The sequence below is a fragment of the Brevibacillus sp. B_LB10_24 genome (genome assembly GCF_046036945.1).
Lineage (GTDB): Bacteria > Bacillota > Bacilli > Brevibacillales > Brevibacillaceae > Brevibacillus_C.
Genome location: NZ_JBJQOQ010000018.1, coordinates 84180 through 98762, shown reverse-complemented (window position 1 = coordinate 98762; position 14583 = coordinate 84180). Strand labels below are relative to the sequence as shown.

Genomic DNA, 14583 nt, shown 5'->3' with positions numbered 1-14583 from the left:
GAAACAAGAAGCCCCCGCCTCTTCAGGCGGTGGGAGCATTCACTCCTTTAGACACTTTTATCTTAACACGGTCTTAATTCCGTTTTCAACGGAAATGGGTTTCCGGACACTTTTCGAGATGCTCAAGCATCCTACCGTCCTCTTAAACTTGTTTTGAGGATCTTGCCGCTGACGGTTTTGGGCATCTGGTCGAGCACTTCAAGCTGTCTGGGAAACTTGTAGGAAGCCAGCTTTCCCTCGCAGAATGAATGCAGCTCTTCCAGGGTGGGAGCGGGCTGATCCTGTTTCAGCGTGATGAACGCTTTTACCTCTTCGCCTCTGACCGGGTCGGGGATGCCGACCACCGCCACCTCCAACACGGACGGATGCTGGTAGATGACCTCCTCCAGCTCACGCGGATAGATTTTGAAGCCGGCGCGGTTGATCATGTCTTTCTTGCGGTCGACGATGTAAAAATAGCCGTCTTCGTCCACCCGGGCCATATCGCCAGTGTGAAGCCATCCATCTCGCAGTGCCTTCGCGGATTCTTCCGGCTTGTTCCAGTATCCCTTCATGACGTTGGGGCCTTTTACGATGAGTTCGCCTACGCCGTCGCCATCCTCCTGATCGTTTTCAAAGTAGATCCGGACCTGGACGTCGCGGATCGGGGTGCCGATGCTGCCCGGCTTTTTTCGGCCGAAGGGCGGGTTGATCGTGACGACCGGGGAGGTTTCCGATAAGCCGTACCCCTCGACGATTTCAAAACCAAGCAGCTCCTTCCATCTGGCAAACACTTCGACAGGCAAGGGGGCGGCACCGGTAAAGGCGAGGCGGAGGCTGAGATTGTATTCTTTGATGCGCGGATCCTGCAGCATGTACGTGTACATCGTCGGCGGCCCGAAGAAGAAGCTGATCTTTTCCCGCTCCATCGTCTGGAGCGTCTTTTGGCTTGATTCCCACCTCTCCAACAGGTAATTGTAGCCGCCGCTGTACACGGTCGCATTCAGACAGCAGGTTTGCGCCGCTGTGTGGAAGACAGGCGCGACGATTAACGTTTTTTCCTCTGCACTCATTCCCAGCGCCTCGGCGTAGACCTGTGCATTGCTGTACAGATTCCCGTGCGTCAGCAGCGCTCCCTTGGGCAGCCCGGTGGTTCCCGAGGTGTAGATAATCGTCGACTCTTCGACATCCGCAGGAAGCTGGAGGGGCTCATCTTTGCCGGCTGCCATGAACGCGGCAAACGATTCCGGATCGTCCGCGTTGAGCAAAAGCGGAGCCTCCGTCCATTCTACTTGTTCCAGCTTTTCGATAAAGGGCTGGCTGGAGACGACAATCCTGGGTGCGCAATCGGAGAGGATCAACTGCAATTCGCGGGCAGACAGCACCGGATTGACAGGGACGGAGATAGCGCCTGCCCGCATGCAGGCGAAGTACGTCAGGACAAATTCTTCCCGGTTCATGAGGACAATGGCGATCCGGTCTCCGGGAGTGATGCCCCAGCCGGCAAAAGCTTGCGCCAGTTTGTCAAGCAGGTGATCCAATTCCCGATAGGTGTAGGTCCCGCGCTCGGTGCCCAGCGCCAGCTGATCCGGATTTTGGACAGCGTGCCTTCTGATCATCTGATCCAATCTCGCCGACATAAATTGACCCCCCATTCATTTTTCTTTCAAATTGTGATATTTTAATATTACAATATTCTGTTAATAACAACAATTCTGTCATTTATCGAACGGACGTGATGGGAGGGTAACGGAATGGCTTATGACTTCGTCCTGGATGAGCTGACGCAGATCATTCACTACTCTTTTGACGGGATCGTCATCTGTGACGCTGATGGAGTGATCCTCTTCCAGAACCCCGCTTACGAACGGCTTACCGGTCTGCGGGCACAAGATTGTGTAGGGCGAAATCTGCAGGAACTGATCGACGAGGGGGTCATTGACAAATCTGTCACCTTTCGCGTCTTGAGTGAAAAGAAGCCGATGACGATCATTCAAAACTTCATCACCGGCAAAAAAGTACTCGTATCGGGCGTGCCGATCAGAGATGCAAGCGGAGAGATCAAAAAGGTCGTGTGCAATATACGCGACCTGACGACACTCAATCAATTGGAAAAGGAAATCCTGGACCTGGAAGAGCAGAATCAACGGGTGAACCGCGAACTGGAAGAATTAAAGGAAAAACAGGATGCGAGAAAGGCCATCGTCGCACACGATCTGAAGACAAAGGAAGTGATGGAGCGGGCGATGCGAGTGGCCCAGGTCAATTCCGTCGTACTGATACAAGGGGAATCCGGAGTAGGAAAAGAGGGGATTGTCAACCTCATCCATCAGTACAGCAATCGCAGTGACAAGCCGCTCGTCAGGATCAACTGCGGGGCTATTCCGGAGCAGCTGCTGGAATCGGAGCTGTTCGGCTACGAATCGGGGTCTTTTACGGGAGCCAGCAAATCAGGGAAGCCAGGTCTGTTTGAGATCGCTTCTGCAGGGACGCTGTTTCTCGACGAGATAGGCGACATGCCCCAGCAGCTGCAGGTCAAGCTGCTGCGCGTCCTGCAAGAGTATGAAATTACGCGGATAGGCGGGGTCAAACCGATCAAGATAGACGTGAGAATCATCGCCGCAACCAATCGGAATTTGGACGAGCTGGTCGCCCAGGGCAAGTTCCGGGAGGACTTGTACTACCGCCTGAACATCATCCCGATCGTCGTCCCGCCACTTCGAGAGAGAAGGGACGACATCATTCCGCTCGTCTACCATTTTCTGCGCAATATCAAAAATACCTACGGCGTCAACCGCATGTTTTCCCGCGACGCCCTGGAAAGCTTGCGGGAGTACGATTGGCCGGGCAATGTGCGGGAGCTGCAAAACCTCGTCGAGCGAATCAGCTTGATGATCAACAAGCCTTTGATTAACCTGCAGGACATTGAAAGCGAAGTGAAAATCGGTCCGGCCAGACGTTCCGCCAGTCACCGACCGCCGCAAACCGTACAGCAGGGTCAATCATTAAAGGAGCAGCTGGAAGAGTGGGAGAGAGTCATCATTAGGCAGTCCTTGAGCCAGTTTCCCAGCGTTCGCCAGGCAGCCAAAGCTTTGCAAATCGACCAATCAACCCTAATCCGCAAGATGCAGAAGTACCGGATGAAGCGAGAAGTGATGTAAAACTGCATACATGTTGTAAAAACACATCACGAAATGATGATGTTTTGCATTCCTATTTGCCGCAGACCGGAACTTCCGGTCTTTTTCTTTTTGGCACGGCGCTTGCTATACCTGCAGGTGAGGGAAAGGAGGCCAATTATGCAAGAAGAAATCTCGATGATACGGAGTTTTGTCCGTACATTATCCGAGGATCAATTTCTCCCTATGGCCCAGGAAATAGACAGGACCGAAGAGATGCCCAAGTCGCACGTGCGGTTATTGGCCGAACACGGGCTGTTTGGGGTCAACGTCCCTGAGGTTTACGGCGGTTCCGGAGGTTCCTCGCTCAGTCACCTGATCACGATTGAAGAGGTAGCCCGTTCATGTGCGGCTACATCTGTCCTGCTTACTACACAGGCTCTGGCGATTGCTCCCCTGTTGATCGCGGGGACGGAGGAACAGAAGAAAAAGTACGTGATACCGCTGGCAAAGGGGGATTTCCTTGGGGCTTTCGGCATTACGGAAGCGGGAGCCGGTTCCGATACGGCTTCGATCTCAACCAGGGCGATCAGAGAAGGGGATTTCTACATCTTAAACGGCCGGAAAGTTTTTATCACGAACGGAGGAGAAGCAGGGGTCTACATCTTTGTAACAACCGTAGACACGTCCAAAAAGAACTCGGGAATTACGCTGTTTATCGTCGATGAGGGGACGGCCGGTCTTTCGTTTGGGCGCAAGGAAGAAAAGATGGGCATCAGGGGTTCTGTCACCAGGGAAGTCATCCTCGACAACGTGCGCGTTCACCGCTCGCAGATGCTGGGTGCGGAAGGGGGCGGTTTCAAGGTCTTGATGAAATCGCTGAATCACACCAGGCCGGGAGTAGCGGCCCAAGCGTTGGGCATCGCCCAAGGGGCGTTTGAAGTGGCGGCCCGGTATGCGAAAGGGCGGTTCCAGTTCAACCGGGAAATCGCCAGCTTTCAGGGCATCCGGTTTATGCTGGCCGATATGGCGACGCAGATCGAGGCGGCCCGCAGACTGGTCTACTACACAGCCGAGCTGTTGGACAGCGGCTCCCGGGAAGTCATCCAGGCAGCTTCCATGGCAAAACTCTTCGCTTCCGACATGGCGATGAAGGTGACGACTGACGCCGTTCAGATCTTGGGAGGGAACGGCTACATGCGGGATTACCCGGTGGAGCGGATGATGCGGGATGCCAAGATAACGCAGATCTACGAGGGTACCAATCAAATTCAGCGGTTGATCATAGCCAAAGAAATTTTGGGCAGGTGAGACAGGTGAAATGCTTTGTGATCGGCGGCGGACTGATGGGCTCGGGAATCGCCCAGACAGCCGCGCAAGCAGAAATGGAAGTGACGGTCATAGACGTCAGCGAGGAGGCTTTGGCCAAAACGAGGGAGAAAATCAGCGACTCGCTGCATCGCCTCGAAAGGAGGGGGAAACTGGGCGATGCGTCGGCGGTAAAGGAGCGGATCGGGTATCAGACTGACTGGGCCGGCATCCCGGAAGCGGATCTGATCATCGAAGCGGTTCCGGAAAACCTCGCATTGAAACAGCGGGTGTTCCAACAGCTGGACGAATCGGCTGCAGCGGGGGCCCTGCTGGCCAGCAATACCTCCTGCCTGTCGATTACGGCGATCGGAGCCGCCACCAAACGGCCGGAGAATGTCGTCGGCATGCACTTTTTCAGTCCGGTTCCGATGATGCCGCTCCTCGAGGTGGTCAAAGGCCGCAAGACGGCCAAAGCGACGGTTGAGCGGGCGGCAGCGATCGGAGAAAAGCTGGGGAAGCGGGTCATTATCGCCCAAAAAGATTATCCCGGATTTTTGATGAATAGGATCTGGCTGCCGATGGTGAATGAGGCCTGCTACGCCCTGATGGAGGGAGTGGGGACGCCAGAGGATATCGATCAGGGTTTTATCGATGGGTATGGCCATAAAATGGGGCCGTTGAGGACGCTTGACATGGCCGGGCTGGATGTGGCGCTGGCGGCCATGGAGGCCCTGTACGAGGGATTTGGCGATCCCAAATACCGCCCGTGCCCACTTCTCAGGAACATGGTTGAAGCCGGGGATCTGGGCGTAAAAACGGGCAAGGGCTTTTACTCTTATGCAGACGTGGGAGGGGATTGAGATGCATGTAGGGGATGCATTGGTACAGATGTTGGTACAGATGAAGGCGGACACCGTGTTCGGGGTGCCGGGAGGGCAGACGCTCCCCCTGTACGACGGTATCCACAACGCCAAGGGAAAGGTTCGGCACATCGTGATGCGGGCGGAAAAAAACGCTGCCTACGCAGCGGTCGCGTATGCCAGATTGACCAACCGGGTGGGGGTCTGCGACGCGACAGTCGGACCCGGAGCAGCCGAATTTACCGCCGGGCTGGGGGAAGCCTTCAATTCCTCGACGCCGATCTTTGCCTTGTTCAGCGATCTGCCATTGGAATGGGAGCACCTTCGGGACCGCGGAAACGCCTCACAGGGCTTTTACCAGCTTGAGATGGTGAAGCCATTTACCAAGTGGACAGGGAGAATCACCAGCCAAAAGGCGCTGCCGGACATGATCCGGAATGCCTTTATCAAGGCGGTATCGGGACGCCCGGGACCGGTGGCGCTGTCGATTCACGAGGACGTGTTTAAAGAAGCGTGGAGCGGGGACGTGCCGGACATGCCGGATAGTCTCGCCGCCTTTCCCCGGTATCGATCAGTGGCGGCGGACGCCCAAATCGAGCTGGCGCTGTCTATTCTGACAGCAGCCGAGAAGCCGGTGATGATCGTCGGCGGAGGGGCGATGCTGTCCCAGGCGGAAGCGGAAGTCACGGCACTGGCAGAAGCCTTGACGATCCCGGTCTTGCAAACGTTTACAGGCAGAGGAGTGATTCCCGACGACCATCCGCTGGGAATCGGCATGGCCGGCGGGATCGGCACCTTGTCCGCCAAGCAGCTGGCGGAAGAAGCGGATGTCGTTTTCCTCGTCGGATTTAAGTCGGGGCAAAACACGACCTTTACCTGGCAGATCCCGACCTCTCAACAAACCGTGATTCACCTGGACATCGACGAGGAAGAAATTGGAAGGGTGTTCCAGGCCGATGTGGGGCTTGTCGGCGATGCCAAAGCGACGCTGGCGAAAATGCTGCAGTTGGCCGCTGAAAAAACCTTGCATCGCCAGTATCCGGAGCGGCAAGCGTGGATTGCCGAAGCCAAAAAGAACTGGGACGAGTACGTGCAGGCCGAGATATCGGCAGAATCAGAGTGGCTAAAGCCGCAGCAGGTGCTGGATGTGCTCAACCGGATAGCCCAGCCGGACGACATTCTGGTATGTGACGCGAGCTTCTCCAGCGGATGGGGCGCCGTTTACTTCAAACACAAAGCAGCGGGCAGGAGGCTGCTCACGCCGCGGGGGCTTGCCGGCCTGGGCTTTGGCCTGCCGGCGGCGATCGGCGCTGCTGCAGCCGGCACGCGCGGCGAGGTGTACCTGCTTGCAGGCGACGGTGGCTTTGGCTACACCGTCGGGGAGTTAGCCACGCTGCAAGCATACGGTCTAAAAGTCAACATCCTCGTTCTCGACAACCGCAATTGGGGCTGGATGGAATGGCTGAACAAGTTGAACTACGACAAGGAGTACTTCGATTTGCCGGCAGTCGATTTTGCCAAGGTAAGCGCGGGATTCGGCCTGCAGGGCTTTCGGGTGAAGGGCAAAAAGCAGCTGGCAGAAGCTTTGGCGGAAACGAGGAAATCGACGGTGTCCACCGTCATCCATGTGGATACAACCCTCTGGGAGACGCCTGTCCTGGGGTTCCGCGAGGCCATCGGGCGGAGACAAAACGCGCCGGTAAAGTACATGTAGGAGGCTGGTGACGATGCAATTTCACCTTTCCAGTTTTAAAAATCCGACGGAGATCATCTACGGCTTTGAAGCTGCTCGGCAGCTGAGGCCGATCCTGGACCGGCAAGGATATAACCGGATCCTGGTGATTACCGACCCGGGAATTGTCGCAGCCGGTCTGCTGCGGGATGTGGAACGGCAGTTGGAGGGGCTTGTGTACGCCGTATACGCCGAGGTGGAGCCGAATCCTTCCGTGGCTACCTGTGAGCGGGCACTGGCGGCGCTGCAGGAGGTGAAAGCGGAAGTCCTGGTGGCGATCGGCGGCGGCAGCGCCATCGACGTCGCCAAGGCGGTAGGCTTGCTCGCTGTCAACGGGGGCAGCATTGTCGATTACGAAGGCATCGACACGTTTACCCAGCCGATCCTTCCGCTGATCGCCATCCCCACTACGGCGGGGACGGCAAGCGAAGTAACCATTTTTACCGTCATTACCGATGTCGACAGGCAGTACAAGCTGACTGTCGGGGGATATAAATTGGCGCCCCGCTGGGCGCTGGTCGATCCGCTTATGACGGTATCGATGCCAAAGCAGATCACCGCTTCGACGGGATTGGACGCTTTGGTGCACGCGATCGAGTCCTACACCTCGAAAATGGCCTACCCGCTGTCCAGGGCACTGGCCCGGGAAGCGATCCGGCTGATCAGCGGCCATTTGCGCCAGGCTGTGTACGGCGGCGATCAGCTGGCGGCCCGGGATAAAATGCTGATGGGCAGCTTGCTGGCGGGGCTGGCCTTCAGCAATACCCGCCTGGGGATCTGTCACGCGATGAGCCATCCGGTCAGCGCTATGTTCGGAGTGCCGCACGGCGTAGCCAACTCCATCTTGATCCCCCATGTGATGGAGTACAACGCGCTTGCCGTTCCCGAGCTGTTTGCCGATATCGCCGAAGATATGGGCGAGAACACGGCAGGCCTCACCTTGATGGAGAAGGCCGGAAAAGCAGTCGAAGCGGTGCAAAAACTGTCCAGGGACATCGGGATTCCCGCCCGGTTTTCCGATTTTCACCTGGATCGCGGCAGGATTCAGGACATGGCCCGGGATGCGATGAAAAGCGGGAATATTCCGATCAATCCCCGCAAGGTGTCGCAGGACGACCTGATTTTGCTCTACGAACAAGCATTGTGAGGGATGGGGCATGAGACTGTTTGATTTATCGGGGAAGACAGCGTTGGTCACAGGGGGCGGAAGAGGCTTGGGCAGGGGGATCGCCCTCGCCTTGGCCGAAGCCGGAGCGGACGTGGCCGTCGTCAGCCGGACCGGCGGTGAATTGGAAGAAGTTTGCCAAAGAATTGCGGAGTTTTCCCGCAAGCCGTTTTGCCAGGCGCTGGACTTGCGTGACAGGGAAGCCCTAAGGCGGTTTGTGCACCGGCTGGTCAAGGAACAAGGGCAGCTGGACATCTTGGTAAATGCCGCCGGAGTCAACGTCCGCAAGCCTTTTCTGGAGATTTCCGCGGATGATTGGGAGTATGTCATGGACGTCAATTTGCGGAGCGTGCTGGTAGCCAGCCAAATCGTCATTCCCCACATGCAAAGGGAGCAGCAGGGACGGATTATCAACATCGCTTCGCTGACGAGTGAAATCGGTTTGCGGGATATGGCGGCTTACGGTGCCAGCAAGGGGGGAGTTTCCCAGATAACGAAAGCGATGGCAGTCGAATTCGCCCGGGACGGCATTCGGGTAAATGCGATCGGACCGGGCTATTACAAAACGCGCCTGACCGAGCCGGTATTTCAAGACAAGCAGAGAAAAGACTGGATCCTCTCCAGAATTCCCTTGGGGAGAACGGGAGAAGACCAGGATCTGGCGGGAGCGGCGATCTTTTTGGCGTCGGCTGCATCCGACTACATAACGGGACAGACCATTTATGTGGACGGCGGATGGCTCAGCGCCTAAAACAGCTTTGCACAGTGAAAAAAAGGAGGGTTCATTGGTGAAAAGATGGCTGTCGTTCTTGCTTACAGGTTTGATCGCCTTCACAACCGCTTGTTCAGGCAGTCCCGCTGCAGGAGGCGGCGGGCAGAAGGAAGTCCTGCAGATTGGCGCTCTGTATCCTCTGACCGGTTCCTCGGCTCTGCTTGGTGACGAAAGCTACCGCGGAGCCGAGCTGGCCGTCAAGCTTCGCAACCAGAATGGCGGAGTAGCCGGAGGGAAAACAGTGGAATTGATCAAAACCGATGCGCCCGACGCGAATGCGGCACAGGCCGAAGCGGACCGGCTGATCACCCAAAAAGGCGTCAAGCTGATCCTGGGGTCCTATTCGAGCTCCATCTCGTTCGCTGCCAGCGAAGTGACGGAGCGAAACGGCGTGCTGTACTGGGAGCTGGGGGCTGTCTCCGACCAGGTGACGGAGCGGGGATACAAGTACGTCATGCGGACAAATCCGCCTGCCTCCCACTTCTCCAGGATCGAAATTGATTACATCAAGGATGTCGTAGCCGAGAAGCTGGGGAAGAATCCATCCGACCTGCGAATCGGGATCGTGCATGAAGACTCGCTCTATGGTACGACAGTAGCCGAATTTGTCAAAAAGTACGCCGAGGAAGCCAATCTGAAGCTGGCCACGATCCAGCCGTACAACTTGAAGTCGGTCGATCTGTCATCGGTCGTTCTCAACGTCAAAGAGGCGAAGCCGGACGTATTGATCGGCGTATCGTACCTCAATGACGCCATCCTGTTCTGGCGGCAGGCCAAGGAGCTCGGGCTGGATGTCCCTGTCTTCATCGGGACGGGCGGCGGACATACGATGAGCGATTTCCAAAAGGCGCTGGGCAAGGATGTCGACGGCATCTTGAACGTAGACTTTCCGCAGTATGAGATCAACAAGGAGTACACGCCCGGACTGGACGATTTTGTCAAGCTGTACAAGGACACGTACGGGGAAGAGCCGCGCTCCGGTCACTCGCTGGCCAACTTCATGGGGACCAATGTGCTCCTGGACGTGATTGACCAGGTGGGCGATATCGACCCGGACAAGCTTCGCGAGGCTGCGATGAATTACAAGTTGGAGCCGGGAAAAACGGCGACCGGCTGGGGCATCCAGTTTGACGAGAAGGGCCAGAACAAATTGGGACAGCCGTACGTCCATCAGTGGATCGACGGGAAGCTGGTCGTCGTCTGGCCGAAGGGAGCGGCGCTGAAAGAAGTGACGCTGCCGTTGCCGAAATGGAGCGAAAGACAATAGGACAAAGATGCGAGGGAGGGGGTTGGATTGACACAGTTCGCGCAGGTCGTCATCTCCGGGATCCTCGTTGGGGGGATCTACGCCTTGATCAGCATGGGGCTTAATTTGATCTTGGGGGTTGTCAGAATCATCAATTTTGCGCACGGGGAATTTTTGATGATCGCGATGTACATCAGCTTTTTGCTTTACAGTACGTGGGGGCTGGACCCTTACGTCTCTGCGCCGGTTGTGGCGCTGGCTTTGTTTGCCTTCGGCTGGCTGGTGCACCGGGTGATCATCCAGCCCATCCTGGACACTTCGGCAACGGTGAAGATTTTTGCCACTCTGGGCCTTTCCATCACCTTGCAAAACTTTGCCTTGATGATGTGGAACGCCGATTACCGCACAGTCCAAACGGCTTATCAGACCACCGTCATCCGCATGGGCGAGGTCGCCGTCAGCGTTCCGCGGCTGATCGCTTTTCTCGTCGCAGTGCTGATCTCGCTCGGCCTGTTCCTGTTCCTTAAATACACCTTGACAGGGAAAGCGATCCGGGCCGTCGCCATGGAAAAAAGGGCGGCAGCGTTGGCGGGGATACCCGTAAAGCGAATTTACCTTTTGGCCTTTGGCATCGGCTCCGGGCTGGTCGGGCTTGCCGGCTCGCTATTGATGCCGATCTACTACGTATTTCCCACCGTGGGCACCTTGTTTGTGCTGACCGCTTTTGTCGTCGTCGTGCTCGGCGGGATGGGGAGCATGTTTGGGGCATTTCTCGGCGGCCTGCTGATCGGACTGGTCGAGGCGCTGGCCGGGGTGTGGATCTCGCCCGGTCTAAAAGAGGCTGTCTATTTCGCCATCTTCATCCTGGTGCTGCTGTTCCGCCCTTCCGGCCTGTTCAGCCTGGGCAAAGGTTCTGAGGAGGTGGGGCTGAAATGAAACGGGCGGTATCCAAATCAATGCTGCTCTGGCTTTTGGTCCTGCTCATCGCGCTGCTGATTCCCGTGATCGTCGCGAACAAGTTCTACATGCACACCCTGATCCTGATCCTGTTTTACGCCGCTGTCAGCGGATCATGGAATATTTTGGCGGGGTACGCCGGGCAGCTCTCGCTGGGCCATGCCATCTTCTTCGGCCTCGGCGCCTACACGTCCACCCTGCTGTTCATGACCTGGGGAGTATCGCCGTGGATTGGCATGTGTGCCGCCCTCGCGTTGTGCATGCTGGTGGGGGCCTGCATCGGCTACCCGTGCTTTCGCCTGAAGGGGCCGTTCTTTACCCTCGCCACGCTCGCCTTCTCAGAGGTGATCCGCTTGGTCGCCTCCTTCTGGAAGGAGCTGACGAACGGAGCGGTGGGCCTCAACATTCCGTTCCAGGCCGGCTTTTCAAGCCTGATGTTCCGGGGCAAGGAACCGTATTACTACATCGCCTTAGGCATCTTATGCCTGGTCATCGCCGTTACCTACTGGATTGACCGTTCGAAAATCGGCGCCTACCTGATCGCGATCCGCGAGAATGAAGAAGCGGCTGACGCGCTGGGAATCCCGATTTCAAGGTACAAGCTGTACGCCGTGCTGATCAGCTCCGGTCTGGCGGGCATCACTGGGGTATTTTACGCCCAGTACATTTTGTTTATCGAACCGGAGGCTATGTTTAACGTCAACTTTTCCGTTCAGGTAGCCCTGATCTCGATTATCGGCGGCATGGGCACGGTATTCGGACCGGTCCTTGGCGCGGTGTTGATGATTCCCTTAAACGAGCTGCTGCGATCGGCCTTTTCCGGGTTGAACGGGTTGAACTTCTTCCTCTACGGAATTGTCTTGATCCTCGTCGTCTCGTTTATCCCCAATGGCATCCTGCCGACGCTTCGAGGCTGGCTGGACAAAAAGCGGGCGAATCGAGATTCTCAGCCGGCTCGGGCCATTCCCGGCACGCAAAAGGGGGGTGAGCAGGTTGATTCTGCAAATTGAACAGGTTGTCAAGCAGTTTGGCGGGATTACGGCTGTGAACGGGGTCAGTTTCGAGGTTGGCAAACAAGAGATCGTCGGGATTATCGGACCGAATGGAGCAGGCAAGACCACACTGTTCAACCTGATCTCGGGTGCATTGCCTGCCACTTCCGGCTCGATCCGCTTTAAAGGGGAAGAGATCACCAATCAGAAGGCCCATCTCATTTGCCAAAAAGGAATCGGCAGGACATTCCAGGTGGTAAAGCCGTTCGGCAATATCAGCGTGCTGGAAAATGTCAAAATTGGCGCCTTTAACCGGATTCAAAAGTCCAGAGAGGCGAAAGAGTACGCCGAATACGTCCTGGAAAGAGTGGATCTGATTCACCGGAGAGACTCGGTTGCCAAAAGCTTGACGATCGCCGACAAGAAGCGGCTGGAAGTCGCCAAAGCGCTGGCCACCCAACCGGAGCTGCTGCTGCTCGACGAGGTCATGGCCGGCTTGAATCCCGGCGAGATCAACGAGATCATCCCGCTGATCGGCAGTTTGGCCAAGGACGGTCTGACATTGATCATCATCGAACACATCATGGAGGTCATCATGCAGCTGTCCCAGCGGATTGTCGTGATTCACCACGGTGAAAAAATCGCCGAGGGCAGGCCGGCCGAGGTGACCAGCAATCCCAAAGTGATCGAAGCATACCTGGGGGAGGCGGTGTCGTTTGCTTAAAGTAGACAAGGCAAATCTGTTTTACGGTGACGTACAGGCGCTCTGGGATGTCAGCCTGCAGATCGGCGAGGGGGAGATTGTCGCGCTGCTGGGCGCCAATGCTGCGGGAAAATCGACGACGATCAATGCGATTTCCGGTCTGGAAAAACTCTCGTCGGGGAAAATCATCTACCGCAATGAAGAGATTCAGGGCAGGGATCCGCACGAGATCGTCGAGCTGGGGATCGTTCAGGTCCCGGAGGGAAGAAAGCTGTTTTCGTTCATGTCGGTCGAAGAAAACCTGGAACTCGGCGCTTACTCCAAGCGGGCCAGAAGGGATTTTAAAAAGAATCTGGAGATGGTCTACACGTTTTTTCCGATCCTGCGGGAGCGAAAAAAGCAGCTGGCGGCGTCGATGAGCGGCGGTGAACAGCAGATGTGCGCGATCGCCCGGGGCTTGATGGGCAGCCCCAAGCTGCTGATGATCGATGAGTTGTCCTTGGGATTGGCGCCGATTATGGTGCAGAAATTGTTTGAGGTGTTGAAAAAAATCAGGGACGCCGGCATCACGATTTTGCTGGTGGAACAAAATGTGGGACACTCGCTGGCGCTGTCGAATGCGGGATTTGTGCTGGAAAATGGGCGGATTGCCCTGGCGGGAAGCGCTGCTGAACTGCTGGGCAACCCCTATCTAAAACGAGCGTACCTGGGAATGTAGGTGAGATGATGTTAGCCGCAGTGAAGACCAGGCAAAAAGGCGAAATCGTCGTGAAGAGCGTCGAACAGCCGCAGCTGTCCGCCGATGAGGTGCTGATTCGCGTAGACTATTGCGGAGTTTGCGGCAGCGATTTGCACGCGTACAACCACGCGCCCGGATACGAATTCGTCCAGGGGCCGAGGATACTCGGGCATGAGCTGTCAGGTGTTGTCGTGGAGGGGGGAGGCGGGGCTGGTTCCCTCCTGCACAAGCGTGTGACGGTGGAATCGATTCAATACTGCGGGGAGTGTCCGACATGCCGCAGCGGACGAACCCATATATGTGAGCGGCTGCAGGTCATCGGGCTGCATTTTGACGGCGGCATGGCCCGGTACGTCAAGTGCCGCTCCCGCTTTGTCCGGGAAGTCCCCGCTACGCTGTCCAATCTGGCGGCCAGTCTGGCAGAACCGATGTCGATCGCCGTCCACGCCGTGGAAGCGATTGGCAAGGTGAGAGCGGGAGAGCGGATCCTCGTACAAGGGGCAGGCATCATCGGCTTTTTCACGGGAATCGTCTGCCGATCGCTCGGCGCCGAAGTGATCGTCGCCGGATTGCCGAAGGATCGTGAGACTCGTCTGGTCCACGCCGCAACCTTCGGAATGGTCCCCCATGTCGAGGGTGAATCCGACGGGATCAGGGACAAAGCAGACGTCGTCTTTGAGTGTTCCGGATCTCCCCAAGGCGTACAGGCGAGTCTGGAAACGCTGAAAAAAGGGGGAAGGGCGGTGTTTGTCGCCTTGTACGAAGCGAGCGTCGAGCTTTTTCTGACCAGGGCCGTCCGCAATGAATGGCAGCTTTTGACCAGCTACGGGTGCCGCCCCGCCGATTATACCCGGGCTTTTGGGATCTTGCAGCAGTATGAACCCCAGCTGCGGCAGATGGTTTCAATCTATCCGCTTGCACAGGCGGGTCAAGCGTTCGCGGATGCTTTGCAGCAAAAGGTGTTGAAGCCTGTATTGGATGCGAGGAACTGAACAAGGGAGGGGAGAA

General features: G+C 56.7%; 13 protein-coding genes. 12 read left to right on the top strand and 1 reads right to left on the bottom strand.

The features are described from left to right. Positions 1 to 131: 131 nt before the first annotated feature. Positions 132 to 1619 (bottom strand): long-chain-fatty-acid--CoA ligase, encoded by a 1488-nt coding sequence (locus ACI7RC_RS16860; protein ID WP_408109386.1) that lies wholly within the window; start codon positions 1617 to 1619, stop codon positions 132 to 134. Positions 1620 to 1733: 114 nt separating this feature from the next. Between ACI7RC_RS16860 and ACI7RC_RS16855 the strand changes: the two genes are divergently transcribed. From ACI7RC_RS16855 to ACI7RC_RS16800, 12 genes are all read left to right on the top strand, one after another. After that, positions 1734 to 3140, top strand: coding sequence for a sigma-54 interaction domain-containing protein (locus ACI7RC_RS16855; RefSeq protein WP_408109385.1), 1407 nt, complete (start codon positions 1734 to 1736; stop codon positions 3138 to 3140). A 138-nt stretch (positions 3141 to 3278) separates the two neighbouring features. Beyond that, on the top strand, positions 3279 to 4409 hold the full coding sequence (locus tag ACI7RC_RS16850) for an acyl-CoA dehydrogenase family protein (RefSeq protein WP_408109384.1): 1131 nt from the start codon (positions 3279 to 3281) through the stop codon (positions 4407 to 4409). Further along, on the top strand, positions 4406 to 5269 hold the full coding sequence (locus ACI7RC_RS16845) for a 3-hydroxyacyl-CoA dehydrogenase family protein (protein ID WP_408109383.1): 864 nt from the start codon (positions 4406 to 4408) through the stop codon (positions 5267 to 5269). Before ACI7RC_RS16850 ends, ACI7RC_RS16845 begins: the two co-directional genes overlap by 4 nt. A gap of 1 nt (position 5270) precedes the next feature. Beyond that, on the top strand, positions 5271 to 6983 hold the full coding sequence (locus tag ACI7RC_RS16840; RefSeq protein ID WP_408109382.1) for a thiamine pyrophosphate-binding protein: 1713 nt from the start codon (positions 5271 to 5273) through the stop codon (positions 6981 to 6983). A 13-nt stretch (positions 6984 to 6996) separates the two neighbouring features. Continuing rightward, on the top strand, positions 6997 to 8148 hold the full coding sequence (locus ACI7RC_RS16835) for an iron-containing alcohol dehydrogenase (RefSeq protein ID WP_408109381.1): 1152 nt from the start codon (positions 6997 to 6999) through the stop codon (positions 8146 to 8148). A 10-nt stretch (positions 8149 to 8158) separates the two neighbouring features. Beyond that, the gene (locus ACI7RC_RS16830; RefSeq protein ID WP_408109380.1) at positions 8159 to 8917 is read left to right on the top strand and encodes a glucose 1-dehydrogenase; all 759 of its coding nucleotides are present in this window, start codon (positions 8159 to 8161) and stop codon (positions 8915 to 8917) included. Between the two features lie 37 nt (positions 8918 to 8954). Further along, a complete protein-coding gene (locus ACI7RC_RS16825; protein WP_408109379.1) occupies positions 8955 to 10205 on the top strand; it encodes an ABC transporter substrate-binding protein in 1251 nt (416 codons plus the stop codon). A gap of 27 nt (positions 10206 to 10232) precedes the next feature. Then, positions 10233 to 11120, top strand: coding sequence for a branched-chain amino acid ABC transporter permease (locus ACI7RC_RS16820; protein ID WP_408109378.1), 888 nt, complete (start codon positions 10233 to 10235; stop codon positions 11118 to 11120). Next, positions 11117 to 12151: a branched-chain amino acid ABC transporter permease gene (locus tag ACI7RC_RS16815; RefSeq protein WP_408109377.1), complete on the top strand. Its 1035-nt coding sequence runs from the start codon at positions 11117 to 11119 to the stop codon at positions 12149 to 12151. The genes ACI7RC_RS16820 and ACI7RC_RS16815 overlap by 4 nt, the downstream gene beginning before the upstream one ends. Beyond that, on the top strand, positions 12135 to 12857 hold the full coding sequence (locus ACI7RC_RS16810) for an ABC transporter ATP-binding protein (RefSeq protein ID WP_408109376.1): 723 nt from the start codon (positions 12135 to 12137) through the stop codon (positions 12855 to 12857). Before ACI7RC_RS16815 ends, ACI7RC_RS16810 begins: the two co-directional genes overlap by 17 nt. Beyond that, positions 12850 to 13554: an ABC transporter ATP-binding protein gene (locus ACI7RC_RS16805; protein WP_408109375.1), complete on the top strand. Its 705-nt coding sequence runs from the start codon at positions 12850 to 12852 to the stop codon at positions 13552 to 13554. The genes ACI7RC_RS16810 and ACI7RC_RS16805 overlap by 8 nt, the downstream gene beginning before the upstream one ends. A 5-nt stretch (positions 13555 to 13559) precedes the next feature. Further along, positions 13560 to 14567 carry a zinc-dependent alcohol dehydrogenase gene (locus tag ACI7RC_RS16800; RefSeq protein WP_408109374.1) on the top strand — a complete coding sequence of 336 codons (1008 nt, stop codon included), beginning with the start codon at positions 13560 to 13562 and terminating at the stop codon, positions 14565 to 14567. The last annotated feature ends 16 nt before the right edge of the window (positions 14568 to 14583 follow it).